General features: G+C 73.7%; 26 protein-coding genes. 11 read left to right on the forward strand and 15 right to left on the reverse strand.

The genetic code is table 11. The features are described 5' to 3' along the window. The first annotated feature begins 68 nt into the window (after positions 1-68). The 4 genes from ACTG9Q_RS00880 (at position 69) to shbA (ending at position 3,880) form a co-directional block, all read left to right on the forward strand. Positions 69-1,031, forward strand: a complete 963-nt coding sequence (locus tag ACTG9Q_RS00880) for an SDR family NAD(P)-dependent oxidoreductase (RefSeq protein WP_455570610.1) — start codon at positions 69-71, stop codon at positions 1,029-1,031. 227 nt (positions 1,032-1,258) lie between these two features. Further along, positions 1,259-2,443 carry an endonuclease/exonuclease/phosphatase family protein gene (locus ACTG9Q_RS00885; protein ID WP_455570611.1) on the forward strand — a complete coding sequence of 395 codons (1,185 nt, stop codon included), beginning with the start codon at positions 1,259-1,261 and terminating at the stop codon, positions 2,441-2,443. A 73-nt stretch (positions 2,444-2,516) separates the two neighbouring features. Then, positions 2,517-3,119 carry a glucosaminidase domain-containing protein gene (locus tag ACTG9Q_RS00890; protein ID WP_455570612.1) on the forward strand — a complete coding sequence of 201 codons (603 nt, stop codon included), beginning with the start codon at positions 2,517-2,519 and terminating at the stop codon, positions 3,117-3,119. A 134-nt stretch (positions 3,120-3,253) separates the two neighbouring features. After that, positions 3,254-3,880, forward strand: coding sequence for an RNA polymerase sigma factor ShbA (gene shbA, locus ACTG9Q_RS00895; protein WP_455570613.1), 627 nt, complete (start codon positions 3,254-3,256; stop codon positions 3,878-3,880). A gap of 118 nt (positions 3,881-3,998) precedes the next feature. Here the strand turns inward: shbA and ACTG9Q_RS00900 are convergent, their stop codons facing one another. The 3 genes from ACTG9Q_RS00900 to ACTG9Q_RS00910 are packed head-to-tail and all read right to left on the reverse strand — an operon-like array spanning position 3,999 to position 4,911. Continuing rightward, positions 3,999-4,328 carry a nucleotide pyrophosphohydrolase gene (locus ACTG9Q_RS00900; RefSeq protein ID WP_455570614.1) on the reverse strand — a complete coding sequence of 110 codons (330 nt, stop codon included), beginning with the start codon at positions 4,326-4,328 and terminating at the stop codon, positions 3,999-4,001. After that, positions 4,325-4,708: a PASTA domain-containing protein gene (locus tag ACTG9Q_RS00905; protein WP_455570615.1), complete on the reverse strand. Its 384-nt coding sequence runs from the start codon at positions 4,706-4,708 to the stop codon at positions 4,325-4,327. The genes ACTG9Q_RS00900 and ACTG9Q_RS00905 overlap by 4 nt, the downstream gene beginning before the upstream one ends. Before the next feature lie 17 nt (positions 4,709-4,725). Further along, positions 4,726-4,911 carry a hypothetical protein gene (locus ACTG9Q_RS00910; protein ID WP_455570616.1) on the reverse strand — a complete coding sequence of 62 codons (186 nt, stop codon included), beginning with the start codon at positions 4,909-4,911 and terminating at the stop codon, positions 4,726-4,728. Positions 4,912-5,069: 158 nt separating this feature from the next. Between ACTG9Q_RS00910 and ACTG9Q_RS00915 the strand changes: the two genes are divergently transcribed. Next, entirely contained in the window at positions 5,070-6,740 is a 1,671-nt protein-coding gene (locus tag ACTG9Q_RS00915; protein WP_455570617.1) for a sensor histidine kinase, read from the forward strand. Beyond that, a complete protein-coding gene (locus tag ACTG9Q_RS00920) occupies positions 6,737-7,378 on the forward strand; it encodes a response regulator (protein WP_455570618.1) in 642 nt (213 codons plus the stop codon). Before ACTG9Q_RS00915 ends, ACTG9Q_RS00920 begins: the two co-directional genes overlap by 4 nt. A gap of 20 nt (positions 7,379-7,398) precedes the next feature. Here ACTG9Q_RS00920 and ACTG9Q_RS00925 read toward each other — a convergent pair whose 3' ends face one another. Further along, a complete protein-coding gene (locus tag ACTG9Q_RS00925) occupies positions 7,399-8,004 on the reverse strand; it encodes a DUF4232 domain-containing protein (RefSeq protein WP_455570619.1) in 606 nt (201 codons plus the stop codon). A gap of 225 nt (positions 8,005-8,229) precedes the next feature. Here ACTG9Q_RS00925 and ACTG9Q_RS00930 point away from each other — a divergent pair, with 225 nt between their 5' ends. Further along, entirely contained in the window at positions 8,230-9,468 is a 1,239-nt protein-coding gene (locus tag ACTG9Q_RS00930) for an MFS transporter (RefSeq protein ID WP_455570620.1), read from the forward strand. A 30-nt stretch (positions 9,469-9,498) separates the two neighbouring features. On the opposite strand, the gene ACTG9Q_RS00935 is transcribed toward ACTG9Q_RS00930, so the two are convergent. From ACTG9Q_RS00935 to pheA, 4 genes are read right to left on the reverse strand one after another with little or no spacing between them, the layout of a single operon-like run. Next, positions 9,499-10,305: an ABC transporter permease gene (locus ACTG9Q_RS00935; RefSeq protein WP_455570621.1), complete on the reverse strand. Its 807-nt coding sequence runs from the start codon at positions 10,303-10,305 to the stop codon at positions 9,499-9,501. After that, a complete protein-coding gene (locus ACTG9Q_RS00940; RefSeq protein ID WP_455570622.1) occupies positions 10,305-11,303 on the reverse strand; it encodes an ATP-binding cassette domain-containing protein in 999 nt (332 codons plus the stop codon). The genes ACTG9Q_RS00935 and ACTG9Q_RS00940 overlap by 1 nt, the downstream gene beginning before the upstream one ends. A gap of 43 nt (positions 11,304-11,346) precedes the next feature. Next, the gene (locus ACTG9Q_RS00945) at positions 11,347-11,952 is read right to left on the reverse strand and encodes a histidine phosphatase family protein (protein ID WP_455570623.1); all 606 of its coding nucleotides are present in this window, start codon (positions 11,950-11,952) and stop codon (positions 11,347-11,349) included. After that, complete coding sequence (gene pheA / locus ACTG9Q_RS00950) at positions 11,949-12,857, reverse strand: prephenate dehydratase (RefSeq protein WP_455570624.1); 909 nt, start codon at positions 12,855-12,857, stop codon at positions 11,949-11,951. Before pheA ends, ACTG9Q_RS00945 begins: the two co-directional genes overlap by 4 nt. 142 nt (positions 12,858-12,999) lie before the next feature. Here pheA and ACTG9Q_RS00955 point away from each other — a divergent pair, with 142 nt between their 5' ends. The 3 genes from ACTG9Q_RS00955 to ACTG9Q_RS00965 all read left to right on the forward strand — a co-directional run bounded on the left by ACTG9Q_RS00955 (position 13,000) and on the right by ACTG9Q_RS00965 (position 15,295). Continuing rightward, positions 13,000-13,599 (forward strand): macro domain-containing protein, encoded by a 600-nt coding sequence (locus ACTG9Q_RS00955; protein WP_455570625.1) that lies wholly within the window; start codon positions 13,000-13,002, stop codon positions 13,597-13,599. Positions 13,600-13,729: 130 nt separating this feature from the next. Further along, positions 13,730-14,659 carry a type I pantothenate kinase gene (coaA, locus tag ACTG9Q_RS00960; RefSeq protein ID WP_455570626.1) on the forward strand — a complete coding sequence of 310 codons (930 nt, stop codon included), beginning with the start codon at positions 13,730-13,732 and terminating at the stop codon, positions 14,657-14,659. 6 nt (positions 14,660-14,665) lie between these two features. Beyond that, positions 14,666-15,295 carry a response regulator gene (locus tag ACTG9Q_RS00965; protein WP_455571289.1) on the forward strand — a complete coding sequence of 210 codons (630 nt, stop codon included), beginning with the start codon at positions 14,666-14,668 and terminating at the stop codon, positions 15,293-15,295. On the opposite strand, the gene ACTG9Q_RS00970 is transcribed toward ACTG9Q_RS00965, so the two are convergent. The 4 genes from ACTG9Q_RS00970 to ACTG9Q_RS00985 are packed head-to-tail and all read right to left on the reverse strand — an operon-like array spanning position 15,292 to position 22,102. Next, complete coding sequence (locus tag ACTG9Q_RS00970; RefSeq protein WP_455570627.1) at positions 15,292-16,410, reverse strand: GAF domain-containing sensor histidine kinase; 1,119 nt, start codon at positions 16,408-16,410, stop codon at positions 15,292-15,294. The two genes, ACTG9Q_RS00965 and ACTG9Q_RS00970, sit on opposite strands and share 4 nt — an antisense overlap. Before the next feature lie 14 nt (positions 16,411-16,424). After that, positions 16,425-19,613: a thiol reductant ABC exporter subunit CydD gene (gene cydD / locus ACTG9Q_RS00975; RefSeq protein WP_455570628.1), complete on the reverse strand. Its 3,189-nt coding sequence runs from the start codon at positions 19,611-19,613 to the stop codon at positions 16,425-16,427. Further along, positions 19,610-20,617, reverse strand: a complete 1,008-nt coding sequence (cydB, locus tag ACTG9Q_RS00980; RefSeq protein ID WP_455570629.1) for a cytochrome d ubiquinol oxidase subunit II — start codon at positions 20,615-20,617, stop codon at positions 19,610-19,612. The genes cydD and cydB overlap by 4 nt, the downstream gene beginning before the upstream one ends. A gap of 9 nt (positions 20,618-20,626) precedes the next feature. Continuing rightward, a complete protein-coding gene (locus ACTG9Q_RS00985; protein WP_455570630.1) occupies positions 20,627-22,102 on the reverse strand; it encodes a cytochrome ubiquinol oxidase subunit I in 1,476 nt (491 codons plus the stop codon). Between the two features lie 325 nt (positions 22,103-22,427). Between ACTG9Q_RS00985 and ACTG9Q_RS00990 the strand changes: the two genes are divergently transcribed. Next, complete coding sequence (locus ACTG9Q_RS00990; protein WP_455571290.1) at positions 22,428-23,018, forward strand: TMEM165/GDT1 family protein; 591 nt, start codon at positions 22,428-22,430, stop codon at positions 23,016-23,018. Here the strand turns inward: ACTG9Q_RS00990 and ACTG9Q_RS00995 are convergent. The 3 genes from ACTG9Q_RS00995 to ACTG9Q_RS01005 are packed head-to-tail and all read right to left on the reverse strand — an operon-like array spanning position 23,002 to position 25,710. Then, complete coding sequence (locus ACTG9Q_RS00995; protein ID WP_455570631.1) at positions 23,002-23,673, reverse strand: helix-turn-helix domain-containing protein; 672 nt, start codon at positions 23,671-23,673, stop codon at positions 23,002-23,004. The two genes, ACTG9Q_RS00990 and ACTG9Q_RS00995, sit on opposite strands and share 17 nt — an antisense overlap. Before the next feature lies 1 nt (position 23,674). Next, positions 23,675-24,847 (reverse strand): fumarylacetoacetase, encoded by a 1,173-nt coding sequence (fahA, locus tag ACTG9Q_RS01000; protein ID WP_455570632.1) that lies wholly within the window; start codon positions 24,845-24,847, stop codon positions 23,675-23,677. Continuing rightward, positions 24,844-25,710 (reverse strand): hypothetical protein, encoded by an 867-nt coding sequence (locus tag ACTG9Q_RS01005; RefSeq protein ID WP_455570633.1) that lies wholly within the window; start codon positions 25,708-25,710, stop codon positions 24,844-24,846. Before ACTG9Q_RS01005 ends, fahA begins: the two co-directional genes overlap by 4 nt. Positions 25,711-25,764: the final 54 nt, after the last annotated feature.

Below are 25,764 nucleotides of genomic sequence, written 5' to 3' on the forward strand. Positions count from 1 at the left end.
CGCCGGTCGCTTTGTCAAGGGTCGCGATCATCCGGCGGAGCGGCCGTCGTGCCGATACCGTCCGGGGAATGAGCCTGGGCACAAGGGTCCTCGACACCGCGCTCGACCGGGCCGTGGTGCCCGGCTACAGCAAGATCGGGTATTCGGTGCGCAGCCGGTTCTGGCCCGCCGACCCGGCGCCCGGCGCGCTGGAGGGGCACACGGTGCTGGTCACCGGGGCGAACTCCGGGCTGGGCAAGGCGACGGTGGCCGGGCTGGCCAGGCTGGGCGCGACCGTGCACATGGTGGTGCGCGACCGGGAGAAGGGCGCCGACGCGCGCGCGGAGATCCTGGCCGGGGAGCCCGACGCGCACCTGGAGGTCGAGGTCTGCGACATCGCCGACCTGACCTCGGTGCGCGCCTTCGCCGAGGAGTTCCTGAGCGCCCACGGCAGCCTGGACGTGCTGATCCACAACGCGGGCACCCTGCCGCCGCGGCGGGAGGAGACCGCCGACGGCAACGAGGTCACCGTGGCCACCCACGTCCTCGGCCCGTTCCTGCTCACCGCGCTGCTGCGCCCGGCCCTCGCCCAGGCCCGCGGCCGCGTCATCTTCGTGACCTCCGGCGGCATGTACACCGCCCCGCTGCGCGTCGACGACCCGCAGTACGCCCAGGGCGACTACTCCGGGGCCCGCGCGTACGCCAGGACCAAGCGGATGCAGGTCGTGCTCGCCGAGCAGTGGGCCGCCCGGCTCGACAGCGACGGCGTGGTCGTGCACAGCATGCACCCCGGCTGGGCCGACACCCCGGGCGTGACGGCGTCGCTGCCCGGCTTCAACCGGATCATGGGCCCGCTGCTGCGCACCCCCGACCAGGGCGCGGACACGGTGGTGTGGCTGGCGGGCTCGCCGGAGCCCGCGCGGATGACCGGCCGGTTCTGGCACGACCGCCGCGACCGGCCGACGCACCTCACGCCGTGGACGCGGGAGAAGCCCGAGCAGCGCGCCGCCCTGTGGGACCTCTGCGTGGCCCGCACGGGCGTCAATCCTTAAGGACAGCTCTGCGGACAGCAGTTCTCTGGGACACAACTTTCTGGGCGGCAATCTCGGGGCGGCGATCCCGGGGGCGGCAGTCTCGGGGCGGCGATCCCGGGGGCGGCAGTCTCGGGGCGACGATCTCGGGGGCGGCAGTTTTCCGGGCAACCCTTCATGTTCCGCTCACCCGGATGTCGCCGAAGAATGCCAGGGTGACACGCCCACCTTGGAGGTTGCCCGTGAAGATGCGGACCCTGTCAGTCGTCCCGGTGCTCGCGCTGGTCGCGGGCGCGGTGGCCGCTCCCGCCGCCCATGCCCACCCGGCGGGTGAGGTCGTGCGGTTCGCGACCTACAACGCCTCGCTGAACCGGTCGGCGGCGGGACAGCTCGTCGCCGACCTGTCCACCCCGGACAACGCGCAGGCCCGCGCGGTCGCCGAGGTCATCCAGCGCAACCGGCCGGACGTGCTGCTGATCAACGAGTTCGATCACGCGCCCGCGGCCGTGGACCTGTTCCGCGCCAACTACCTGGAGCGCGGGCAGAACGGCGCGGACCCGATCCGCTACCCGTACTCGTTCATCGCCCCGTCGAACACCGGGGTGCCCAGCGGGTTCGACCTCAACCGCGACGGGCGCACCGGCACCGCGGACGACGCCTTCGGGTTCGGCTTCTTCCCCGGCCAGTACGGCATGCTGGTGCTGTCCAAGCACCCCATCGGCCCGGCGCGGACGTTCCAGGAGTTCCGCTGGAAGGACATGCCCGGCGCGCTGCTGCCCGACGACCCGGCCACCGCCGCCCCCGGCGACTGGTACTCCCCGGAGATCCTGGCGGACTTCCGGCTCTCCTCGAAGTCGCACTGGGACCTGCCGGTCAAGGTCGGCCGCGGCGAGGTGCGCTTCCTGGTCTCGCACCCGACCCCGCCGGTGTTCGACGGCCCCGAGGACCGCAACGGCACCCGCAACCACGACGAGATCCGGTTCTGGGCCGACTACCTGAACCCGGGCAGGAGCCGCTACATCTACGACGACAGCGGCAGGCGCGGCGGGCTGCGGCCGGGCGCGCGGTTCGTCGTGGCCGGGGACCAGAACTCCGACGAGGTCGACGGCGACAGCGTGCCCGGCGCCATCCAGCAGCTGCTGAACGCGCCCCGGGTGCACGACGTGCGCCCGGCGTCAGCGGGCGGGCCCGAGGCCGCGGCCCGCCAGGGTGGGGCGAACCTGACCCATCAGGGTGACCCGCGCCATGACACCGGCGACTTCAACGACGTCGCTCCCGGCAACCTGCGCGCGGACTACGTGCTGCCCTCGCGCGGGCTGTTCCCCCTGCGTTCCGGCGTGTTCTGGCCGCTGCCGGGCTCGCGGTTCGACCACCTCAACGGCGCCACCGACCACAAGCTGGTCTGGGTCGACGTGATCGCGCCGGGCAGGTAACCCGACCGTGTGACCCCGGTTGCGGATCGCCGACAGCGCGCACACGCTCGAAAGGACGAGCGGAGGTCACGCTATGCGACGGTGGACCGCGACCGGGGTCGCCAGTGTTCTATTCGTGCTGTTGAGCGCCACGACCGCCGCGGCCGGGCCGGACCCGGCTGCCGCCGTGGTGGACCAGGAGGCGGTGCGGGCCTCGGCGCTGGCCATGGCCGACCCGGACTACCTGGCCGCGGCCGAGCCGCCCGCGCGGGCCGTGGCCGCCGAGTACGGCATCCCGGCGTCGGTCGCCGCGGCGCAGTCGATCCTGGAGTCGGGGTGGGGTCGCAGCAAGCTGGCCGTCGAGCGGCGCAACTTCTTCGGGTTCAAGTGCACCTCGGCGGGCCCCGGGCCGATCGCGGTCGGCTGCCACGAGTACCCGACCACCGAGTGCACGCCCGAGTGCCAGCCCGCGGTCGCCGCGTTCCGGGTGTACAAGTCGATGACCGACTCGTTCCGCGATTACGGCAGGCTGCTCACCACGAGCAAGTACTACACGCACGCGCTGCCCTTCGTCGACGACCCCGACAAGTTCATCACCGAGGTCGGCAAGCGCTACGCCACCGACCCGGCGTACGCGCGCAAGGTGATCGACCTAATGGTCCAACACGACCTCTACCGCCTGGATGTCCCTGAGTGACCGACTGGTGGCCTGCTGCTTCGGGACCGAGAAAGTGTCATCTCGTCCGGCGGAAATCGCTGCCATCCGGTATTTCGTGCCGCCTCCCGCGCTCTCTAAGGAGTGAAGTCACCCTTCCGGCGTAGGAGGATCACATGTCGTGCACGGTGGCGCTGGACCCCGACCGCGTCAGGCTCGACACCCGCCGAGTCCCCCGGGCGCAGCCCGCGCGCGAGAACCTCGACGAGTACGTGGTCGCCGCGAGCGGGGGCGACGACCGGGCGGTGGAGGCGCTGCTGCTGTTCCTGCGCCCGCTGGTGGTCCGCTACTGCCGTGCCAAGCTCGGCCGCCTGCCGCGCTCGTTCAGCACCGCCGACGACGTGGCGCAGGAAGTGTGCGTCGCGGTGTACCGGGCGCTGCCGACCTACCAGCACATCGGGCGCCCGTTCCTGTCCTTCGTCTACGGCATCGCCGCCCACAAGATCGCCGACGCGCACCGCGCCAACGCCCGCGACAAGTCCGACCCGATCGCCGACACCCCGGAGGTGATCAGTGTCGAGGACGGTCCCGAGCAGCTGACCCTCCGCCGTGAGCTGGCCGACCAGACCGCCACGATGCTGGCGATCCTGACCCCGCGCCAGCGCGACATCCTGCACATGCGGATCGTGATGGGCCTCTCCGCCCAGGAGACTGCCACGGTCCTGGACACCACCGCGGAGGCCATCCGCGTCGCCCAGCACCGCGCCCTCAACCGCCTGCGCAAGACCGCCACCCACCCCTGACAACCCTCACCGGCGCCAGTCAGTCGCAGTGCTCAGTCAGTCGCGGCGCAAATCGGTCGCGGCGCAAGTCGGTCGCCCGTGCCCAGTCGCTCGGTGGAGGTCAGTCGCTCGGTGGGGGTCAGTCGGTCAGGGGCGCCGGGCGCGGGAAGCGGTGCTCGTTGCGGTCAATCTTGGCGTGCGCGGCCTTGACGAGGTCGGCGCCCAGGACGTCGGCCAGGCGGACCAGGTAGAGCAGGACGTCGGCCAGCTCGTCATCGATGCGGGCGCGCAGGTCGGGGTCGGCGTAGGCGGTCGCGGCCTGCTCCGGGGTGAGCCACTGGAAGATCTCGGTGAGCTCGCCGACCTCGCCGGACAGGGCCATCACCAGGTTCTTCGGGACGTGCCAGCGCTCCCACTCGCGGGCAACGGCGAAGGCCCGCTGGCGGGCGGCCAGGTCGTCCAGGGTCACGCGTCCGTCTTCTTCTTGGAGCGCAGCAGGACCTTGTCCGACTGGGGCACCACCGTGCCCGCGGCGGGGACCTGCTCCACCACGACCCAGTTGCGGTCGGACACCAGCATCCTCCCCTGCCCGGTGGCGTCCTCCTCGGTGAGGTAGAAGAAGCCCGCCGACTGCATGGCGTCCTGGGCCTCCTGATGGCCCATCCCCACCACGTTCGGCACCGCCAGGGCGCGCACCGACTCGCTCGGCGGCACCAGGGTGGGGACCTCGGGAACGGTGACCGGCGGCGGTGTGCCGCCTGGCGGGGTGTCCCCGGCGGGCGGGTCCCCGGCCGGGGAGCACCCGGCGAGCAGAACGGCGGTGAGGAGTCCGAGCACAGGCGCGCGCATGATCACCAGTCTGGCAGCTACCGCCCACCGCGCGCCTCCGCGGGCTGTTGCCTCCTGCGCTCGTAGAGCTTGCTGTCGATCTGGACGATCACCGGGCCGAGGGCCATCGTCAGCAGCAAGACCATGGCCAGCACCACACCGATCCAGACGAGCACCGCGGTCACCATCGTGGACACCTCCGAGTTGTCGTTTTCACTGCTCATAGCCTCTCTCGCCGGGCCGGGGCCGCGGATCGGCCGAGCAGGCGGGAGTGGGTGGCCGACCGGCCGGGTTCGATCGGCCAGAGACTGGCCGATCGGCCGATGCCGGGCCGCCGGTTGGACGAGGCGCCACCGGTGCGGCGGCCCTACCGTTTGCCGACATGGACACCGAGGCGACCGTGCGGCGCTGGATGGCCGGGCTGCTGGCGTTCGCGTACCTGTTCGACGTCGCGTCGACGGGCATCGGCTGGTGGTCGGCCACCCTGCTGCTGAGCGTGCCGGTCGTGGCCTCGGTGTTCATCGCCCTGCGCCTGCCGGTTCTCGGGGGACTGGCAGGCGCGGCGTCCGTCCTGGCCGTGTCGCTGGTGATCAGGGTCAACCAGGGGTCCCGGCTCGGCCTGGAGTGGCTGGCGTCGCTGTCGGCCACCGAGGCGCTCGCCGGGATGATGCTGATCGCCATCGTCATCTGGCGGACGCCGCGCTGGGTCGCCGCGCTGGGCACCGCGGGGCTGCTCGCCGCGGCGCTGGGGGCGGTCCTGATCAGGGTGGGCCCCTGGTACTTCTCCCCGGACCGGGCCCTGCAGTTCGCGCCGGCGGGGGTGCTGGTGGCCGTCGGCGCCGGGGTGGCGCTGCGGCTGGCCCAGGGCGACTCCACCCTGCGGACGTTCCTACGCGCGCAGTGGCCGCTGACCGCGGCGCTGGCCGTGATCCTGCTGGTCGACACCACGGCCACGGTGAACGTCGACCGGTTCGGCCTGTATGCCGCGGTGCCGCTGCTGGCCGCGCTCGCCACCGCCGTGTGCGCGGTTCTCGGCCCGGGCAACCCGGTGCGGTGGGCGCTCACCGCGGCCGCGATCGCCGGGGGGCTCGCCGCGCTCGCCGCCGTGGTGGCGGCGCTGGTCTTCGACAGCAGGCTGTTCGAGGTCCGGCCGCCGCTGAGCATGGTGGCGGCGCACATGGCCCTGATCGCCTACGTCGTGCGCCACGCCGACCGCAGGCAGGCGACGGTGACGGTGGCCGTGCTCGTCGGCGCCGACCTGCTGGGCGCCATCGCGCTCGCGGCGCTCACCCGCACGGAGCCGTCCAGCGAGCTGTTGCTCCTCGCGGCGTTCCTGCTGCTGGTGTCGCTGGCCACCGGCCAGTACTTCGGCTCCCGCGACCGCGCCCGCGGCCAGGCGGTGCGGGTCGCGGTGCGCGGGGCCCAGCAGGCCGAGCGGATGGCGCTGGCGCGCGAGCTGCACGACGTCGTCGCCCACCACGTCACCGGGATCGTGGTGCAGGCCCAGGCCGCGCAGCTGGTCAGGGACCCGGAGGCCAGCACGCTGGCCATGGCCAAGATCGAGCGCAGCGGGACGGAGGCGCTGGCCGCGATGCGGATGCTGGTGGCCAGCATGCGCGCCGCGGCGGCGGGCGAGGCGGGCGCGGCCGACGCGGCCACCAGCGACCTGGCCGCCGACCTGCGCGCCGTCGCCGACAGCTACTCCGGGCCGCCCGTCCACCTGGAACTGTCGCTGCCGGACACGCTGCCGCCCGAGGCCGGGCGCACGGTGCTGCGCGTGGTGCAGGAGTCGCTGACCAACGTCACCAAGCACGCCGGGGACGCCACCGCCGCCCTGGTCACCGTCGGGCCCGAGGACGGCGACCTCCGCATCCGGGTGAGCGACGACGCGGCCACGGCCCGGCCGCGGCCGGGCGGGGACTCCGGCGGCTACGGTCTGGTGGGCATGCGCGAGCGCATCGAACTGCTGGGCGGCACGTTCGCCGCGGGCCCGGGACCGGCCGGGGGCTGGACCGTCGACGCCCGCTTCCCCCTGCGAAAGGACCGACCGTGATCCGCGTGCTCATCGCCGACGACCAGGAAATGGTGCGCGCCGGGTTCCGGATGATCTTGGAGACCCAGGACGACATGGAGGTCGTCGCCGACGTGCCCGACGGGATCACGGCCGTGGCCAGGGCCCGCGAGCTGCGCCCGGACGTGTGCCTGCTCGACATCCGGATGCCCGGCATGGACGGCCTGGCCGTGACCAGGGCCCTGGCGGGCCCCGAGGTGGCCGACCCGATCCGGGTCGTCGTGGTGACCACTTTCGACCTCGACGAGTACGTCCACACGGCACTGGCCAACGGCGCCAGCGGCTTCCTGCTCAAGGACGCGGGCCCGGCGCTGCTGATGGAGGCGGTCCGGGCGGCCGTGCGCGGCGACGCGCTGGTCTCCCCGCAGATCACCGTGCGGCTGCTGCGCCACTTCGCCGGTCCCGGCCCCACCGACCCGGCGCTCCGCTCCCTGACCGGGCGGGAGACCGACGTGGTGAAAGCCGCCGCCCGCGGCCTGACCAACACCGAGATAGGCGCGGAGCTGTTCCTGTCACTGTCCACGGTGAAAACGCACCTGGGCGCCGTGCAGACCAAGATCGGCGCCCGCAACCGGGTCGAGGTGGCCGCTTGGGCCTGGCGCAACGGTTTGATGAGCTGAGGCCCTAGCGCGCAACGGTTCTAGCCCGCCTCGACGGTCTTCACGATCAGCTGGTTGCCAGGGGGGTTGCCCGCGCAGCCGACCCCCGGCTGGGCCACGAACATCGACTCCGTCTCCTGCGGCGGGTACACCCGCAGCCCGCGCACCTCGGTGGGCTCGCACACCGCCGGTTCGTAGTTGCGCACGTTCACGAACCCGACCGGGGCGACCGCCGCCGCGCCGGGCGCCAGCGACACCGCCCTGCCCTTGGCGCCGTCGCGGTAAGCCGCGGGGCCGACCTGGTGGCCGTCCTTGCCCGCCACATAGGACACACCGGGGAAGCCCTGCATGGTGCACGTGCGCTGACCGGTGTTGGTGAAGACCAGCTCGCGGTATACGGTGCCCGCCGCCGCGCTGTCGTCCTTGATGGAGAGCCCCAGTTCGGCGGCCTTGCAGTCGGTTCCGGTCGCCGCCGACGACGAGCGCGGCGCCGTGGTCGTGGTGGTGGCCGCCGCCTCGGACGAGGTTTCCTCCACCGGCACGACGATCGAGGTCTGCGTGCCGCTCGCGGGTTCGACCGGCGGCGGTGCGCCACAACCGGCCAACGCCACCAGAAGCGCCCCCGTTCCGATCACCCTCCCGCGCATGGCACCCTCCCCGAATGGTTGCCCTCTCACTTTCTCCTCCCACAATGCGCCAATGATCAACCACGCGCCACCCGAAACGCGGACCCGATTCACACTCACGATCGGGTGTTGGGAAGAATTGCCGCCCGTTCGGGGGTGGTGACGCCCCATGTGCAGACAGTAGCGTCGCGGCATGGCGGGTACTGGGGCGGCACGATTACCCATCGTGCCCACGGGGGCGGTGTGGTGACAAAAGATCGACGGCTGGCCTGGCTGCTCAGTTCGAGTGCCTTGTCCAACCTGGGGGACGGCATCGGCAAGGTGGCGTTCCCGCTCCTGGCGGTGAGCATCACCAGGGACCCCGTGCTCATCGCCGGGCTGTCCGCCACCTCCTTCCTGCCCTGGCTGCTGTTCTCCCTGCTCACCGGCGTGCTCATCGACCGGGTCGACCGCCGCCGGGCCATGCTGCTGGCCAACGCCGCGCGCGCGGTGATCGTCGGCGGGCTCGCCGTGCTGGTGCTCACCGACGCGACCACGATCTGGCTGCTCTACGCGTTCGCCCTCGTCCTGGGAACCGTCGAGACGGTCGCGGACAGTGCCGCCCAGGCGCTGGTGCCCGCCGTCGTCAACCGCGCCGGACTGGAATCTGCAAATGGCAAGTTGCAATCCGTGGAGATTGTCGGCCAGACCTTCCTCGGCGGCCCGCTGGGCAGCCTGACTTTCGCGTTGTTCGCCGCGCTGCCGTTCCTGCTCAATTCCGCCGGTTTCGCCATCGCGGCGGTTCTGCTGGTGCTCCTCCACGGCAAGTACAAGCCGAAGAGGACTTCCACAGAGGACACCGCGCTGCGCACCCAGCTCGCCGAGGGCGTGCGGTGGCTGCGCGGCAACGCGCTGATGGTGCAGCTGGTGCTGTTCGCGGCGTCGGTCGCGCTCACCTCGGAGCTGGCCCAGGCGCTGCTGGTGCTCTACGCCGTGGAGGACCTGGGCCTGTCCGCGGCGGCCTTCGGCGTGTTCGCCCTCGTCGGCGGCGCGGGCGGGCTGCTGGGCGCCGCGATGGCGCCCCGGCTGACCAGGATGCTGCCCCGGCGGACCGTGCTGGCGCTGGCCAGCGGGTTCTGCGGGCTGGGCTTCGGGCTGATGTCGGTGGTCGGCGACCCGATCACCGCGAGCCTGCTGTTCGGGCTGTTCGCCGCGTCCGTCGTGGTCATCAACGTCATCCTCGGCGCGCTGCGCGGCGCGCTGGTGCCCGAGCACCTGTTCGGCCGGGTCCTCGGCGTCTGGCGCACGGCGGTGTGGGGCGCGATCCCGCTGGGCGCGCTGATCGGCGGGCTGCTGGCCACCTGGCTGGGCACGCGGGCGGTGTTCGGGGTGTCCGGGGCGCTGCAGGTGCTGCTGGGCGGGTTCGTCTGGGTCTCGCTGGCCCGCCACGCCGACGAGGTGGACAGCCTCAACGGCGCGCCCGCCCCGGCGGAGAACGGCCAGTAACCCCCGGCCGTCCCCCGCCTCGGGCGGGTCCTACTTGCTCGCCACCTTGCGGTACTTGGCGACCGAGAGCGGCACGAAGACCGCCAGGATGATCAGCGAGGACAGCACCGCCCACAGCTGGGGGTGCTGCGCGGGCCAGGCGTCGGAGGTGCCCAGGACGCCGGGGCGCGGGTTGCCGAAGAGCTGGCGCGCCGCGTCGGCGGTGGCGGTCACCGGGTTCCACTCGGCGATGGTCTTGAGGAAGCCGGGCATGCTCGACGCGGAGACGAACGCCGAGGAGATGAACGCGAACGGGAACATCCAGATGAAGCCCGCGCTCTGCGCGACCTGGACGTTGCCCGCCAGCATCCCGACCAGCGCGCCGATCCACGACATGGCGAAGGAGAACAGCAGCAGGATCGCGAAAGCCAGCACGGCGTCGAGGACGCTGCCCCGGATGCGCCAGCCGACGAGCAGCCCGCAGACGGCCATGACGACCAGCCCCAGCACGGAGACCATCAGGTCGGCGCTGGTGCGCCCGATCAGCACCGCGGAGCGGGCCATCGGCAGCGACCTGAACCGGTCGATGACGCCCTTGTCCAGGTCGGCGGCCATGCCCAAGGTGGTGTACCCGGAGTTGAAGGCCACGGTCTGGGCGAAGATGCCGCCCATCAGGAACTCGCGGTAGGCGTCGGGGTTGTCGCCGATGCTGCCGCCGAAGACGTAGGCGAACAGCAGCACGAACATGATCGGCTGCAGGGTGGCGCCCAGCAGCAGGTCGGGCTGGCGGCGCACGTTCAGCAGGTTGCGCCAGGCCACGATCCCGCTGTCGCGGGTGCCCGCGGTGAGCATGGCCATCAGGACTCCCCCATCTTGGCGCGCTTCTTCTTCTTCGCGGGCTCGGGCCGCTCTTCCTCGGCCGCGTGGCCGGTCAGCGCCAGGAACACGTCGTCGAGGGTCGGGCGGTGCAGCCCGACGTCGAGCACGGCGACGCTGTCGCGGTCGAGCAGGCGCAGCGCCTCCACCAGCGCCTTCGGGCCGGTCTCGACCTTGATCGAGAGCCGCCGCTGGTGCTCGTCGACCTCCGGCTCGCCCACCCCGACCGCGGTCAGCGCGGCGCGCGCGGCGGCGAGTTCGCCGAGGTCGGCCACGACGATGTCCAGGCGCTCACCGCCGACCTCGCCCTTGAGCTGGTCGGCGGTGCCCGAGGCGATCACCTTCCCGCGGTCGATCACCAGGATGCGGTCGGCCAACTGGTCGGCCTCCTCGAGGTACTGGGTGGTCAGCAGGACGGTGGCGCCGTCGGCGACCAGCTCGCCGATGACGTCCCAGGTCTCCATGCGCCCACGCGGGTCCAGCCCGGTGGTCGGCTCGTCCAGCACGACGACCGCGGGCTCGGCGATCAGCGCGCCCGCCAGGTCGAGCCTGCGGCGCATGCCGCCGGAGTACGTGCGGGCCGGGCGGCCCGCCGCCTCGGTGAGCCGGAAGCGGCCCACCAGCTCCTTCGCGCGGGAGCGGGCGTCGGCGCGGCTGAGGCCGTAGAGCCGCCCCACCATGTAGAGGTTCTCCGTGCCGGTCAGGTTCTCGTCGACGGCCGCGTACTGGCCGGACAGCCCGATGGACCGACGCACCGCCTGAGGATCGGCGGCGACGTCGTGCCCCGCGACGAACGCCCTCCCGGCGTCCGGCTTCAAGAGTGTGGTCAGGATGCGCACGGTGGTCGTCTTGCCCGCCCCATTGGGGCCCAACAACCCGAGCACAGTGCCCGTGGGGATCTCCAGGTCGACGCCGTCGAGCGCGCGGGTGGACCCGAAGGTCTTCACCAGCCCCTCGGCGCGGACCGCTAGCGATGACATGTGGCGCAGGGTAGACCCGGCGTCCGACAAAAATCGCCGGATTTTACAACCGGACCCCGGTCCATTCAAGACAGTGCCAGCCACCGGCGCGCGTCTCCAGGAGAACGTGGCCGGTGTTGGGGATCAGCCCGGCGTTGGCCAGCTGCGGGCCGACGTTGTCGGCGAGGAACTCCGCGCCCAGCCGGAGCACCCCGCCGTGGGTGAACACCGCGACCGTCTCATCCGGATGCGCGGCGCGCACGGCGGCGATGTCGGCGGCGAAGCGGTCGAGGACGTCCTGGCCGGTCTCGCCGCCGGGCATGGACAGGTGCAGCTCGCCGTCGGTCCAGGCGCGGTAGACCTCGACGAAAGCGGCGAGGGCGTCGGGGTCCGCGCGGCCCTCCAGGTCGCCGACCTGCACCTCGTGGACGCCGTTCAGCACGCTCACGTCCAGGCCGCGGCGCTTGGCCAGCGGCGCGGCGGTCTCCTGGGCGCGGATGGCGACGCTGGCGTAGACGGCGGTCACCGGCTCGTCAGCCGTGCGCTCGGCGAACACCTCGGCCTGGTGGCGGCCCAGCTCCGTCAGGGACGGCCCGGGAGGGGCGGAGTCCAGCACGTGGCCGACGTTGGAGGGGGTCTCGCCGTGGCGGACCAGCAGCAGCCGGGTCACGCGGTCCCACCCGCGCGCAGCTGCGACAGCCAGGCCGTCGACGCGAGGTGGTCGACGTCGCGGTGCCCCGGCGGCGCGATGGACGCCGCGCCGTCGGCCCTGGGGTAGGAGCCGAGGAAGCGCACCTGCTGGCTGCGCCGGTGCAGCGCGGCCAGCGCCTCGCCGACGCGGTGCTCGGCGATGTGGCCGTCGAAGTCGAGGTAGAAGCGGTACTCGCCGAAGCGGCCCCGCAGCGGGCGGGACTCGATCCGGGTGACGTTGATGCCGCGCAGGGCCAGTTCGGTGAGCATCGCCTGCAGCTCGCCGGGCTGGTGGGCGACCACGGCCAGCACCGAGGTCCGGTCGGCGCCGGTCGGGGCGGGGGCCGGGGTGGGCCTGCTCAGCAGCAGGAACCGGGTGACGGCGTCGCGCTCGTCGGCGACGTCGCCCGCCAGTTCCTCCAGCGGGTAGTGCGCGGCGGCGACGGGCGCGGTGACCGCAGCGTCGTAGCCGCCCTCGACCACGCCGACGGCGGCGGCCGCGGTGGAGGTGGCGGCGAGCTGGGCGGCGCCGGGCAGGTGCGCGGCGAGCCAGCGCTGGACCTGGGCGAGGGCGTGCGGGTGGCTGGCCACGCTGCGCACCTCCGTCGTCCCGGGGCGGACCAGGACGGAGAACCGGATCGGCAGCACCTGCTCGGCGACGGCGACCACCGGGTCGTCCACGGCGAGCGCGTCCATGGTGGCCGAGACGGCGCCCTCCACGGAGTTCTCCACCGGCACGCACGCCAGGTCGGCCCCGCCCGCGCGCACGGCGGCGACGGCTTGGGGGATCGTGGGCAGCGCCACCAGCTCGGCCTGTCCATCAAACGCGCGGGCGGCCTGCTCGGTGAAGGTGCCCTGGGGTCCGAAGTAGGCGATACGCGGCACCCGACCACCTTACGGGCAGGCGCGCGCGTCCCCGGTGGGGGCCGCTCGTCTCTCCTCGTGTCACTGATGGACACCTCGGGTTGTGCTCAGGGTTGCCAAATGGCGGTTACCGCGCGCCACGCCGGAATGCCATGCTGGTCGAGTGACCGCGGATTCGGAGACCGGGACAGCGACGGACCGACACCCGCGGGCGGACACGCTGGAACTGGTGCTCTGCGCGGTGGACGAGCCGCTGGCCAGCGCCTGGCAGTCCGCGGCGGCGGGCAGGCGGCGCGTCCGCGTCCACCGGGGATCGGTGCTCGACGTCGCGGCCCAGGCCGTGGTCTCGCCCGCGAACTCCTACGGCTGGATGCGCGGCGGCATCGACGCCCTGTACGCGCGGTCCTTCCCCCGCGTCGAGGAAGCCGTGCGCAGCGCCGTGCTGGCCTACCACGGCGGTGAGCTGCCCGTCGGGGAGGCGCTGGTCGTGCCGACCGGGACGCGCGCGCCGCGCTGGCTGATCAGCGCGCCGACGATGCGCGAGCCCGCGACCACGCTGCCGCCGGACACCGTGCACCCGTACCTGGCCGCGCGGGCGGTGTTCCGGCTGTGGCGCGACGGGGTGTTCGACGACGGCGCCCCCGTCCGCGCCGACGTCCGCACGGTCGCCATGCCCGGCCTCGGGACCGGTGTCGGCGGGGTGTCCCCGCAGACCTGCGCGCGCCAGGTGGCGGCGGCCTGGGACGAGATTTTCCCGGACTAAACGCAACACGGGCTTCATGTCCACGTTGCCTGCGCCACACTCGAACGGTGTACTCGGTCACACCACATTTCGGCTCGGAGCACCTACGTTGACGCGGTACCCCCATAACCCGCCCGCGAGGAGTCCGGACATGGCACGGGTCCGCGAGCTGAGCCCGTACGTCGAACTCCGCCGCGAGCAGTGGCGCGAGCTGCGCAAGTCCACTCCGCTGCCGCTGACGCTGGACGAGCTGGTCCGGCTGCGGGGCCTGGGCGACCCGGTCGACCTGGCCGAGGTGGTCGACGTCTACCTGCCGCTGTCGCGGCTGATCTCGCTGCAGGTCGCGGCCAGGCAGCGGCTGTACGAGACGACGACGGCGTTCCTGGGCGAGGAGCACCACTCGCGGGTGCCGTTCGTCATCGGGATCGCGGGCAGCGTGGCGGTCGGCAAGTCGACCACCGCCCGGCTGCTGCGCACGCTGCTGGCCCGCTGGCCGGACCACCCGCACGTCGACCTGGTGACCACCGACGGGTTCCTGTACCCGCGGGCGGAGCTGACCCGGCGCGGGCTGATGAGCCGCAAGGGCTTCCCGGAGAGCTACGACCGCCGCGCCCTGCTGCGGTTCGTCTCGGAGGTGAAGTCCGGCGCGGAGGAGGTGCGCGCGCCGGTGTACTCGCACCTGGCGTACGACATCGTGCCCGAGGAGGAGCAGGTGGTCCGCAGGCCGGACATCCTGATCATCGAGGGCCTCAACGTCCTGCAGCCGGGGCCGCGGCTGGCGGTCTCGGACCTGTTCGACTTCTCGGTCTACGTCGACGCGCACACAGAAGACATCGAGCGCTGGTACATCGAGCGGTTCCTGGCCCTGCGCAGCACCGCCTTCGCCGACCCGTCCTCGCACTTCCACCACTACGCGGCCCTGTCCGACGACGAGGCGCGCGCGGAGGCGGCGCTGCTGTGGAAGCGGATCAACGAGCCCAACCTGGTCTCCAACATCCTGCCGACCCGGCCCCGGGCGACGCTGGTGCTGCGCAAGGGCTCCGACCACCGCATCTCGCGCGTGCGGCTCCGTAAGCTCTGAAGCGTGATCCGGGTGCTGCTGGTCGACGACCACGAGGTCGTCCGGCGCGGGCTGCGCGACCTGCTCGACGGCGAGGACGGCATCGAGGTCGTCGCCCAGGCGGGGTCGGTGGCCGAGGCGCTGGTGCGGGCCGGGGCCGCGCGCCCGGACGTCGCGGTGGTCGACGTGCGGCTGCCCGACGGGGACGGGGTGTCGCTGTGCCGGTCGCTGCGCGCGCTGGACCCGGCGCCGCACTGCCTGGTGCTGACCGCCTTCGACGACGAGAACGCCCTGGTCGAGGCGATCATGGCGGGGGCGGCGGGGTACCTGTTGAAGCAGGTGCGCGGCCAGGACCTGGTGACCGCGGTGCGCGAGGTCGCCGCGGGCCGCTCGCTGCTGGACCCGGTGACGACGGCCCGCGTGCTCGACCGGATGCGGCGCTCGGCGCAGTCCGACGACCTGGCGTCGATGTCGGAGCGGGAGCGGGAGGTGCTGGCGCTGATGGGCGAGGGCCTGTCGAACCGGCAGATCGCGGAGCGGCTGTTCCTGGCGGAGAAGACGGTGAAGAACTACGTCACCTCGGTGCTGGCGAAGCTGGGGATGCAGCGGCGCACCCAGGCCGTGGCGTGGATCGCGCGCCGGGACAAGCGCGGCTAGACCGGCACTTCCCAGGTCACCGTCGTCCCGCTGCGGGGTGAGGAGCGGACGGTGCAGGCGCCGCCCAGGTTCTCCGCGCGGTCGTGGAGGTTGCGCAGGCCGCGGCGGGTGACGCCCTCGGGGATGCCGCAGCCGTCGTCGGCGACGGTCAGGCGCAGGGTGTCGGGCGAGCGGCGGATGTGGACGGCCACCCGCAGGGCGCCCGCGTGGCGGACCACGTTGGACAAGGCCTCGCGCAGGGCCGCGCGGGTGTTGTCGGCGATGGCCGGGGGCAGGTCGCGGATGCCGCCGGTGACCTCAAGGGACGGCGCGAAGCCGAGCAGCTCGCTGGCGATGGCGACCTCGGCGGCCACCGAGTCGGCGAGGTCGGCGGCGGGCTCGGCGGGGTCGGGGCTGCGCAGGGTCCGGACGACGGCGCGGACGTCGGCGATGGCGGTGTCGAGCTGGTCGATGACCTCGGCGACGCGGGCGGCGTCGGCGCGGGCGAGCTTGCGGGCCGGGCGGCGGGTGAGCAGGTCGAGCTGCATCCCCGCGGCGTAGAGGCGCTGGACGATGACATCGTGCAGGTCGCGGGCGATGCGCTCGCGCTCCTCGTAGACGCCGACGCGGCGGCGGGCGGTCGCGCCCTCGGCGAGGACCAGCACCAGCCCGGCCTGGGCGGCGAACGCGGTCAGCACCTCGACGCCCGCGGGGGTGAAGGGTTTCGCGCCGCGCTTGCGGTACACCGTCAGCGCGCCGAGGCGGCGTTCGCGGGTGCCGAAGGGGGCCGCGGCGAACGGGCCGTAGATCTGGAGCTCGCGGGGCACGTAGGGCGCGGTGCGCGGGTCGGTGGTGACGTCGTCGGCGACGATCGGGACGCCGCCGCGGGCCACGCGGGCGGCCGACGAGCGGGCGGACAGGACCAGGCCGACCGGGCTCTGGGCGCCGTGGGCGGCCTCGACGGTGAGGCTGCCGTCCTCGCCCAGGGCCATGACCAGGCCGAGGTCGGCCTCGGCGAGGGCGGCCGCGCTGCGCACGACCAGGCCGATGACCGCGTCCGGGTCGTCACCGGCCAGGGCGGCGGTGGCGATCTCGGTGGACGCGGTGAGGGTGCGGGCGGCCAGCGTGGGGTCCATGGTCGGGACCAAGGCTATGCCCTGCTCATGGTCCGCACGCGGCCCCGCGCCACCTCGACCACCACATCGGCGGCCGCCGCCTCCGACGGGCGGTGGGTGACGTGGACGACGATCCGGTCGGCCAGGGTTTCCCGCAGATAAGCCAGGACGGCGGCGGCGGTCGCCTCGTCCAGGTGCGCGGTCGGCTCGTCCAGCAGGACCAGGTCGGCGTCGGCGAGCAGGGCGCGGGCCAGGCCGATCCGCTGGGCCTCGCCGCCGGAGACGGCGGTGGCGGGGGCGTCGAGGTCGAAGCCGGGCAGCCCGGCGCGGGCCAGGGCGTCGGCCAGGCGGGGGTCGTCGGCGCGCGGGTCGGCCAGGCGCAGGTTCTCCCGGACGGTGGTGGACACCAGCATCGGGTCCTGCGGGGCCCAGGCGACCGAGCGCGGCCGGGCCACGACCCCGGCGGGCAGGAACCCGAGCAGCGCCGCGAGCAGCGTCGACTTGCCCGCTCCGGACGGCCCGACCACGGCCACGTGCGTGCCCGGCGCGATCCGCAGGTCCACTTCCCGCAGCGCGGGGTCGAGCGAGCCGGGCCAGCGCACCTCCTCGGCCACCACCCGCACCCCGGTGCACTCCTGGGACGGCGCCACGGCCTGCCCCGCGTCCGAGCGCAACGCGGCCACGCGCCCGTAGGCGGCTCGCAAGGGTGCGAGGTGGGTCACCGCCCCCGGCAGCGGTGTCAGCGCCTCGGCGACGGCCAGCGGGACCAGCGCCACGATCGGCACCAGCACCGGATCGAGAACACCGGCCGCCAGGTAGACCGACACCACCGCGGCCGCGCCCAGCAGCAGGGTGATCAGCGCCTGCCCGAGCCCGGCGCCCAGCGCCTGCCGCCGCGCCCCGGCGGTCAGGTCCCGGTCCAGCCGGGCCAGCTCCGCGCGCCGCCCCGCGTCGCGGCCGAACGCGACCAGGTCGGCGGCGCCCTCCAGCAGCGCGAACACCCGCGCGGCCACCGTCCGCCCCCCGGAAGCCAGCGCCGCGCTCGCCCGCCGCTCCACCGCCAGCGTCACCAGCGGCGCGAGCACCCCCGCCAGCACGGCGGCCACCCCCAGCGCGAGCCCGGCGGCGGGCGCCAGGACCGTCAGCACCGCCACCGCGGCGACGCCGACCCCGGCCGCGACCACCGGGGGCGCCAGCACCCGCGGCGTCAGGTCGCGCACGGTGTCCACGTCGTCCACCAGCCGCCGCAGGCCCTCGCCCGCCCGCAGCGCCCGCGCGGGCCCGCGCCGCACCAGGGCCGCCCACAGGTCGCCCCGCAGCGACGTCGCGTCGCGGAACGCGGCGTCATGGCTCACAACCCGTTCCAGGTAGCGCAATCCGGCCCGCGCCAACCCGAAGGTCCGCACGCCGACGATCGCCACCGACAGCACCAGGAGAGCGGGCTGCTGCGACGCCCGCGCGATCAACCACGCCGACAGCGCCGTCAGCGCCACACCACAGACCAGCGCCACGGCCCCCAGCAGCGCCCCTCCCAGGGTCCGCCGCGTCAGCAGCGCGCGCAGCCCGCCCACTGTCGTGTCCTCATCGGACACCTGCGAGACGACCGACCCCTCGGCGACCTCCCGCGTCCCCTCCTCCACGCCGTGCGAGGCGATGCACACCGCCACCCCGCGCGCGGCCAGCCGCTCGACGGCCCGCAGCACCAGCCCGGCGGTCGCCGGGTCCAGGTGCGCGGTGGGCTCGTCGAGCAGCAGCAGCCGCACATCGCGGCGCACCAGCGCGCGCAGCACCGCCAACCGCTGCCGCTCCCCGGCCGAGAGCCCGTCCACCCGGCGGTCCAGCAGGTGCCCGGCGGCCACGGTCCGCGCCGCGGCGGCCAGCTCCGCCCGCGGCAGCGGGCCCACCTCCTCGGCCACCGTCGACGCCGAGAACACCGGCTTCTGCGGCACCCAGGCCACCACCCGCCGCCACGCCGACGGGTCGATCTCGCCCAGCGGCACCCCGTCGACCAGCACCCGCCCCCGGTCCGGCGCGATGAACCCCAGCAGCACCCCGAACAGGGTGGACTTCCCGCTGCCGCTGGGCGAGTCCAGCCGCACCACCGACCCGGGCCGCAGCACCAGCGACAGCCCGTCCGGCGCCCACCCCCCGCGCCTGCGCACCCCCACGCCCTCGACCCGGACGGTGTCGAACCCCTCGACCGGCACCGTCCCCGCCGACGGCGCGACCGGCAGCGCGGCGACGCGCCGCACGGCCTCCACCCCGTCCTCCGCGGCGTGGTAGGCCGCGCCCGCCGCCCGCAGCGGCAGGTAGCACTCCGGGACCACGACGAGCACGAACAGGCCCACCAGCAGCGTCAGGTCCCCCGACACCAGCCGCAGCCCGATCACCACCGCCACCAGGGCCACCGACAGCGTGGCGATGAGCTCCAGCGCCAGCGCCGAGGAGAACGCCACCCGCAGCACCCCGACGGTGACCGACCGGTGCGCCTCGGAGACCTCCCGGACCGTGCGCTCCTGCGCCCGGTCCCGGCCGAACGCGGCCAGCACGGGCAGCGCGCGCACCAGCTCCAGCAGCCGCCCGGAGAGCCGCTCGGAGACCGCCGCCGAGGCCCCGACCCGGTCGGCGGTGTGCTTGCCGATGAGGATGGCGAACAGCGGGACCAGCGGCACCGTCAGCGCGACCACCACGGCCGAGGGCCAGTCCACGAACAGGATGACCGCGCCCACTCCCAGCGGGGTGGCCACCGCGGTCACCAGCGACGGCAGGAACGTGCCGAAGTAGGCGTCCAGCGCGTCCAGCCCGCGGGTGGCCAGCGCGGTCAGCTCGCCGGGGCCCCGTGCCGCGATCCACTCCGGACCGGCGGCCAGCGAGCGGTCCAGCAGCACCGCGCGCAGCTCCGCCTTGGCCCCCGCCGCCGCTCGGGTGGCGACGACCTGCGTCGCCCACCCGAGCAGCGACCGGGCGGCGACCGCGACCCCCACCGCGGCCAGCCACCCCAGGGGCACCCCCGTACCCGCGACGACAGAAGACAGCACCGTGGCCAGCGACCACGCCTGCCCGATCAGCGCGACCGCCGTGAGCACGGCGAGCACGCCGGTGAGGGTCAGCGCCCGGCGCGCCGACGGAGACAGCTCCGGCAGCGCGCCGAGCGGACCCCTGCCCCGGGGGTGTTCGGCGGGAGTGACAGGACCCCGGGGCGAGTTCATGGGGGGCGGGCTCATGGGACGTGCACCGGCGGGATGTGCGCGGCGCTGACCCTGCGCCGGAACACCCAGTACGTCCAGCCTTGGTAGAGCAGCACCGCGGGCATGCCGAACAGCGCCACCCAGCTGATGACCTGCAACGTGTACGGGCTCGACGCCGTCGCGGCGATCGTCAGCGAGAACGCCGAGTCCACAGTGGAGGGGAGGACGTCGGGGTGCAGCGCGCCGAACAGCGCCACCACCGACGCGGCGATCACCGCCCCAAGCGCGGCGAACGCCTGCCCCTCGCGGCCCAGCCGCAGCCTGGTGAACGCCGTCATCGCCGCGGCGAGCGCCAGCCCGGCCGCCACCCAGGTCCACAGCTCGCCCGAGGCCAGCTGCACCACCAGCAGCAGCGCGAACAGCGGCAGCAGCGCCAGCGGCCCCACGCGCAGGGCCAGCTCACGCGCCCGGCGCCGGATCGGGCCGTCGGTCTTCAGCGCGGTGAAGACGGCGCCGTGCGTGAGGGAGAACCCGGCGACGGCCAGCGCGCCCAGCAGCGTCTGGTAGGTCACCACGGCGAACGCGCCGCCGACCCGGTCGCCGTTGGAGTCGAGCGGCAGTCCCAGGAACGTCGTGGTCAGCACCAGCCCGACGCCGAGCGCGGGCAGCCACGACCCGGCCACGATCACCCGGTCCCAGTTGCGCCGCCAGCGCGCGGAGTCCACCTTGCCGCGGTACTCGAAGGCCACCCCGCGCCCGATCAGGCCGAGCAGCACCAGCAGCAGCGGCAGGTACGCGGCGCTGAGCAGCGAGGCGTACCAGCCGGGGAAGGCGGCGAAGGTCGCGCCGACGGCCACGATCAGCCACACCTCGTTGCCGTCCCACACCGGCCCGATGGTGTTGATCATGACCCGCCGGTCGGCCTCGTCGCGGGCCAGCACCGGCAGCAGCATCCCGACGCCGAAGTCGAAACCCTCCAGGAACAGGTAGCCCAGCCACAGCAGGGCGATGACGGCGAACCAGATCAGCGCGAGGTCCACGGTGTCCCCTCAGTACGCGAAGGCGAGCGTGTCGCCGGGCTTGTCGGTCTTCTCCGGCGGCATCACCGCGGCCACCCCGGCGCGCACGTAGCGGGCGATGAGGAAGACCTCGACGGCGGCCAGCGCGGCGTAGACCAGGGTGAGCCCGATCAGCGACGCCCACACCTCCCCGACGCCCAGCCCGGACACCGCGCGGGCGGTGAACATCCACACCCCGTCCACCCCGGAGGGGTTGGGCACCACCACGAACGGCTGCCTGCCCATCTCGGTGAAGATCCAGCCGAAGCTGTTGCCCATGAACGGCAGCGCGATGCCGGCCAGTGCCAGCCGGGGGAACCAGCGCCCCGCCGGGACGCGGCCGCGGCGGGTGAGCCACAGGACGAGCACCGAGATCGCCGCGCCGAGCGCGCCGAGGCCGATCATCAGCCGGAAGCCCCAGTAGGTGACCGGCAGGTTGGGCACGTAGTCGATCGGCTGCCCGGACAGCTCGCCGAGGCGCTCGTCGACCGGGTAGTTCGCCCCGTAGCGCTCGCGGTACTCCACCACCAGGTCCTCGATGCCGCGGACCTCGGTGCTGAAGTCGCCGTGCGCCAGGAAGGACAGCAGCGCGGGCACGGTGATCGACTTGACGTTCTCGCAGTCGGGCCGGGTGAGGTCGCCCACGGCGAAGACCGAGAACGCGGCGGGCGACTCGGTGTGGCACAGCGCCTCCGCGGCGGCCATCTTCATCGGCTGCTGCTCGAACATCAGCTTGCCCTGCAGGTCGCCGGTCACCGCCAGCGCGGCGAAGGCCACCGCCGAGACCCACCCGCCGACGCGCACCGACGAGCGCCACACGGGACCGTCGGCGTCCTCGGCCTCCCGCTCGCGCCACAGGTGCCACGCCGCGATCCCGACGAGGAACGACCCGGCCACCGCGAACGTCCCGGCGATGGTGTGCGGGATCGCGGCCAGCGCGGTGTTGTTGGTCAGCACCGCCCAGATCGAGGTCAGCCGGGGCCGCCCGTCGACCAGCTCCACCCCGACCGGGTGCTGCATCCAGGAGTTCGCCGCGAGGATGAAGTACGCCGAGGCCACCGTGGCCAGGCTGAACGCCCACGCGCAGGCCAGGTGCGCGCGCCGGGGGAGCCGGTCCCAGCCGAAGATCCACAGGCCGAGGAAGGTGGACTCCACGAAGAAGGCGACCAGGCCCTCCATCGCCAGCGGCGCGCCGAAGACGTCGCCGACGAAGCGGGAGTACTCGCTCCAGGCCATGCCGAACTGGAACTCCTGGACGATGCCGGTCACCACGCCCATGGCGAAGTTGATCAGCAGCAGCTTGCCCCAGAACTTGGTCATCCGCAGGTACTTGGCGTCGCCGGTGCGCACCCACGCGGTCTGCATCCCGGCGACCAGGATGGACAGTCCGATGGTCAGCGGGACCATCAGGAAGTGGTAGACGGTCGTGATGCCGAACTGCCATCGCGCCAGGTCGAGTACGTCCACGCGACCCAGTCTTCGCCGATTCCCTGGTCACCGGCAGGTTCCCCGGTCCCGAGCCCGCGGGACGTAGGTCCCGTGAGGGGCTTCACGTGTCTGAAAGGGGCACCGCGGGTTAGGCTGGGCGTGCCTGAGGGGAGTAGTTCCCGCGATCGCGCCTCGGCGCGGTCCGGCGGGGCTGTCGACATACTGACTCGCTCGCGAGTCCGGCACCCCACCCGCGCGCAGCGGGCGAACGAGACCTCCGGCCGGGTAGACCCATGCCCGGTCGGAGTCACCATCCCTCCGTCCGGGTTCCGTTCGGATGAGAGGCATCCCCGTGGGAACCGCACTGGTCGCGCTGCTGAGCGCGTTCGCCCTGGTGTTCGTGGTCGAACTGCCGGACAAGACGCTCGTCGCCACGCTGATCCTGACCACCCGCTACCGGGCCTGGCCGGTGTTCGCCGGGGTGAGCGCCGCCTTCGCCGTCCAGGTCGTGATCGCCGCGGCGTTCGGCGGGGTGCTGACCCTGCTGCCCGACCGGGTGGTCGCCGCCGTGGTCGCCCTGCTGTTCGGCATCGGCGCCGTCCTGCTGCTGCGCGAGGGCTTCGCGAAGCGGGAGGAGGAGGTCGCCGAGACCGCCCCGAACGGCGCGGCGAGCTTCACCCGCGCCGCCCTGACGTCCTTCGGCGTGCTGTTCGCCGCCGAGTGGGGCGACGCCTCCCAGATCGCCACCGCGGGCCTGACCGCGAAGTACGCCGAGCCGGTGTGGGTCGCGCTCGGCGCGTGGCTGGCGCTGGTGTCGGTGGCGGGCATCGCCGTGCTGGTCGGCCGCAAGCTCGCCGACCGGCTGCGCCCGCACCTGATCCAGCGCGGCGCCGGGCTGGTCTTCGCCGGGTTCGCCCTGTTCGCGGCCTACCAGGCGGTCACCGCAGGGCCGTAGCGATGGCCGCCGCGGCGGCCACGACCCGCGGGCCGACGACGGCCGGGTCCAGCGTCTCGAAGGTCACCACGCCGACGCTGGCCCGCAGCCCGGAGACCCCGCGCACCGGCGCGGCGACGCCGTGCGCGCTGGGCTGCAGCTCCCCGATCGTGCTCACCCAGGGCTGGTCGTCGCCGCGCAGGCCGATGGCCTTGCCCGCGGCGCCCTTGTGCAGGGCGTGGCGGGTGCCCACCCGGTAGGCGACGTGGTACGCCGTCCAGGACGGCTCCACGACGGCGACCGCCTGGGCCTCGTCGCCGTCGGCGACGGTCAGGTGCGCGGTGGCGCCGACCGCCTCGGCCAGCTCGCGCAGCGCGGGCAGCGCCGCCACCCGCAGCTGCGGGGCGACCTTGGCGGCCAGCTGGAGCAGCCCGAGCCCGAGCCGGACCTTGGAGCCCTCCCGCCGGACCAGGCCCCGGGACTGCAGCGGCACCAGCAGCCGGTACACCGCCGCCCGGCTGGCCCCGATCGCCACGGCCAGGTCACTGATCGTCGGCGCCTCGGTGTCGGCGTCGGCCACGGCCTGCAGCAGGGCGAGGCCGCGGTCGAGCGTCAGCGAGCTCTCCTTGCCCGCCGGGTTCGACGGCCGAGGCGCCGACGACCGGATGCCGGGCACGTCAGTCCGCCGCCACGACGGTGCCGGTGACCTCGGACAGGCCGACCACCGAGCCGTCCGGGCCGGGCGCGGTGGCGGTGATGGTGACGGTGTCGCCGTCCTCCAGGAACGTCCGCACGCTGCCGTCGGCCAGGGTGACCGGCTCGGTGCCGTTCCAGCTCAGCTCCAGGAACGAGCCGCGCTGGTCCTTGCGCGGGCCGGAGACCGTCCCGGAGGCGAACAGGTCCCCGGGGCGCACGGTGGCGCCGTTGACGGTCATGTGGGCCAGCTGCTGGGCGCAGGAGTACGACATCCCCCGGAACTCCGGGCGCGAGACCACGGTCCCGTTCCAGGTGATCTCGATGCTGATGTCCAGGCCCCAGTCCCGCGTGTCGACCAGGTAGTCCAGCCGGGGCAGCTCGCCGGGGACCGGCACGCGCGCGTCGGCGAAGGCGTCCAGCGGGGTGATCCAGGCGCCGACGGAGGTGGCGAAGGACTTGCCGAGAAACGGGCCGAGCGGCACGTACTCCCAGGCCTGGATGTCGCGGGCGGACCAGTCGTTGACGGCGACCACGCCGAAGATGTGGTCGGCCGCCGCCGAGGTGGGCACCCGGCGCGCCACCTGCCCGCCGCAGACGAAGCCGATCTCCGCCTCGACGTCGAGGCGGACGCTGGGACCGAACACCGGGCCGTTCTCGCCCGCGCGCTGCCCGTGCGGGCGGGGGATGTCGGTGCCGGAGACGCAGACCGTGCCCGCGCGGCCGTGGTAGCCCACCGGCAGGTGCGTCCAGTTCGGCAGCAGCGCCTCGGCGTCCGGGCGGAACATCCGCCCGACGTTCTCGGCGTGGTCGCGCGATGAGTAGAAGTCCACGTAGTCGCCCACGGTGAACGGCAGCCGGGCGGTGTCGACGGGCACCAGCACGGCCCGCTCGGGCGCGGTCGGGGCGGTCACCAGCTCGCGCAGGGTGGACCGCACGGCCGACCACGCCTGCCTGCCCGCGGCCAGCAGCGGGTCCAGCGTCGGCGCGGTCAGCAGCGGGCCCACCTGGACCGGGAACGCCGAGGCGATCGGGGCCAGCGGCAGGGCGTGGTCGCCCACCCGCACGGCCACGCCCTCGGCGACGACGCCGTAGGGCAGCGTCTGCGGGCCGAAGGGCTGGTCGGCGGCGAAAGCGGGGTCGTCGATCCAGCTCACAGCAGGCCCAGCCCTTCGAGGTCGGCGATCGGCTCGGTCAGCGAGCAGGAGCCGTAGGAGCTGAACACCGCCCGCACGGCGTGCGCGGCCTGGTCGGTCAGCGCGCCCGCCTCCTCGGCGAGCGCGGCCCCGTCGGTCTCCAGCAGCGCCGCGCGCACGTCACCGCCGGAGAGCAGCCGCGAGGTGGCGACCAGCAGGTTGAGGAAGCCGTGGTGGGTGAACCCGGTGGCGTCCTCGGTGTGGCGCACGGCGTTGTGCAGGCCCGCGGTGGCCTTGAACGACGCCTCCCCCGCGCTGATCACGGCGAGGAAGTCGGCGACCTCGTCGACGCTGGGGAACGCCTCGCGGCTCACCCCGCCGCAGCGGATCTTGGGCCAGCTGCCGTGCTCGACCACCCGCCGGATGCCGTCGAGCCACTCCACGCCGCCGCGGCGGGGCTCGACGACGCGGATGACGTCCTCGGGCACGAACTCGTTCACCCGCTCCAGCCAGACGTCGTCGAGGTCGGCGGGGGCGGGCATCTCGACCATGCGCAGCGCGAGCAGCTCCGCGCGCGACTCCACGATCGACAGGGCCTTCGGCACGCCGCCCAGCCCGGTGTCGATCACCAGGGAGAGGGCGACGGGCCTGGTCGGCTTCGCCTTGATCAACTCAGTGATCAGCTCGGGAAGCCGGGAGGCCGGGCAGAGGAACACGCCCATGGCCGCGGCGTGCCCGCCCTCCCGTCCTTCCAGGTGCAGGCGCACCGCGTCGGGCATCGCGGCGCTGCCCGGCGGGAAGAGGGCGGCGTCATCGACCAGCCGCGCGAACAGGGGCGGGATGCCACGAGAACCGGGCGCAGGGAGAGGAACGGCACTTGACACGCCTGACACGCTAATGGTGTACCGGCTAATGAACAAAGATGTCCGACATGCGGA

Source organism: Actinokineospora lacus (assembly GCF_053813445.1).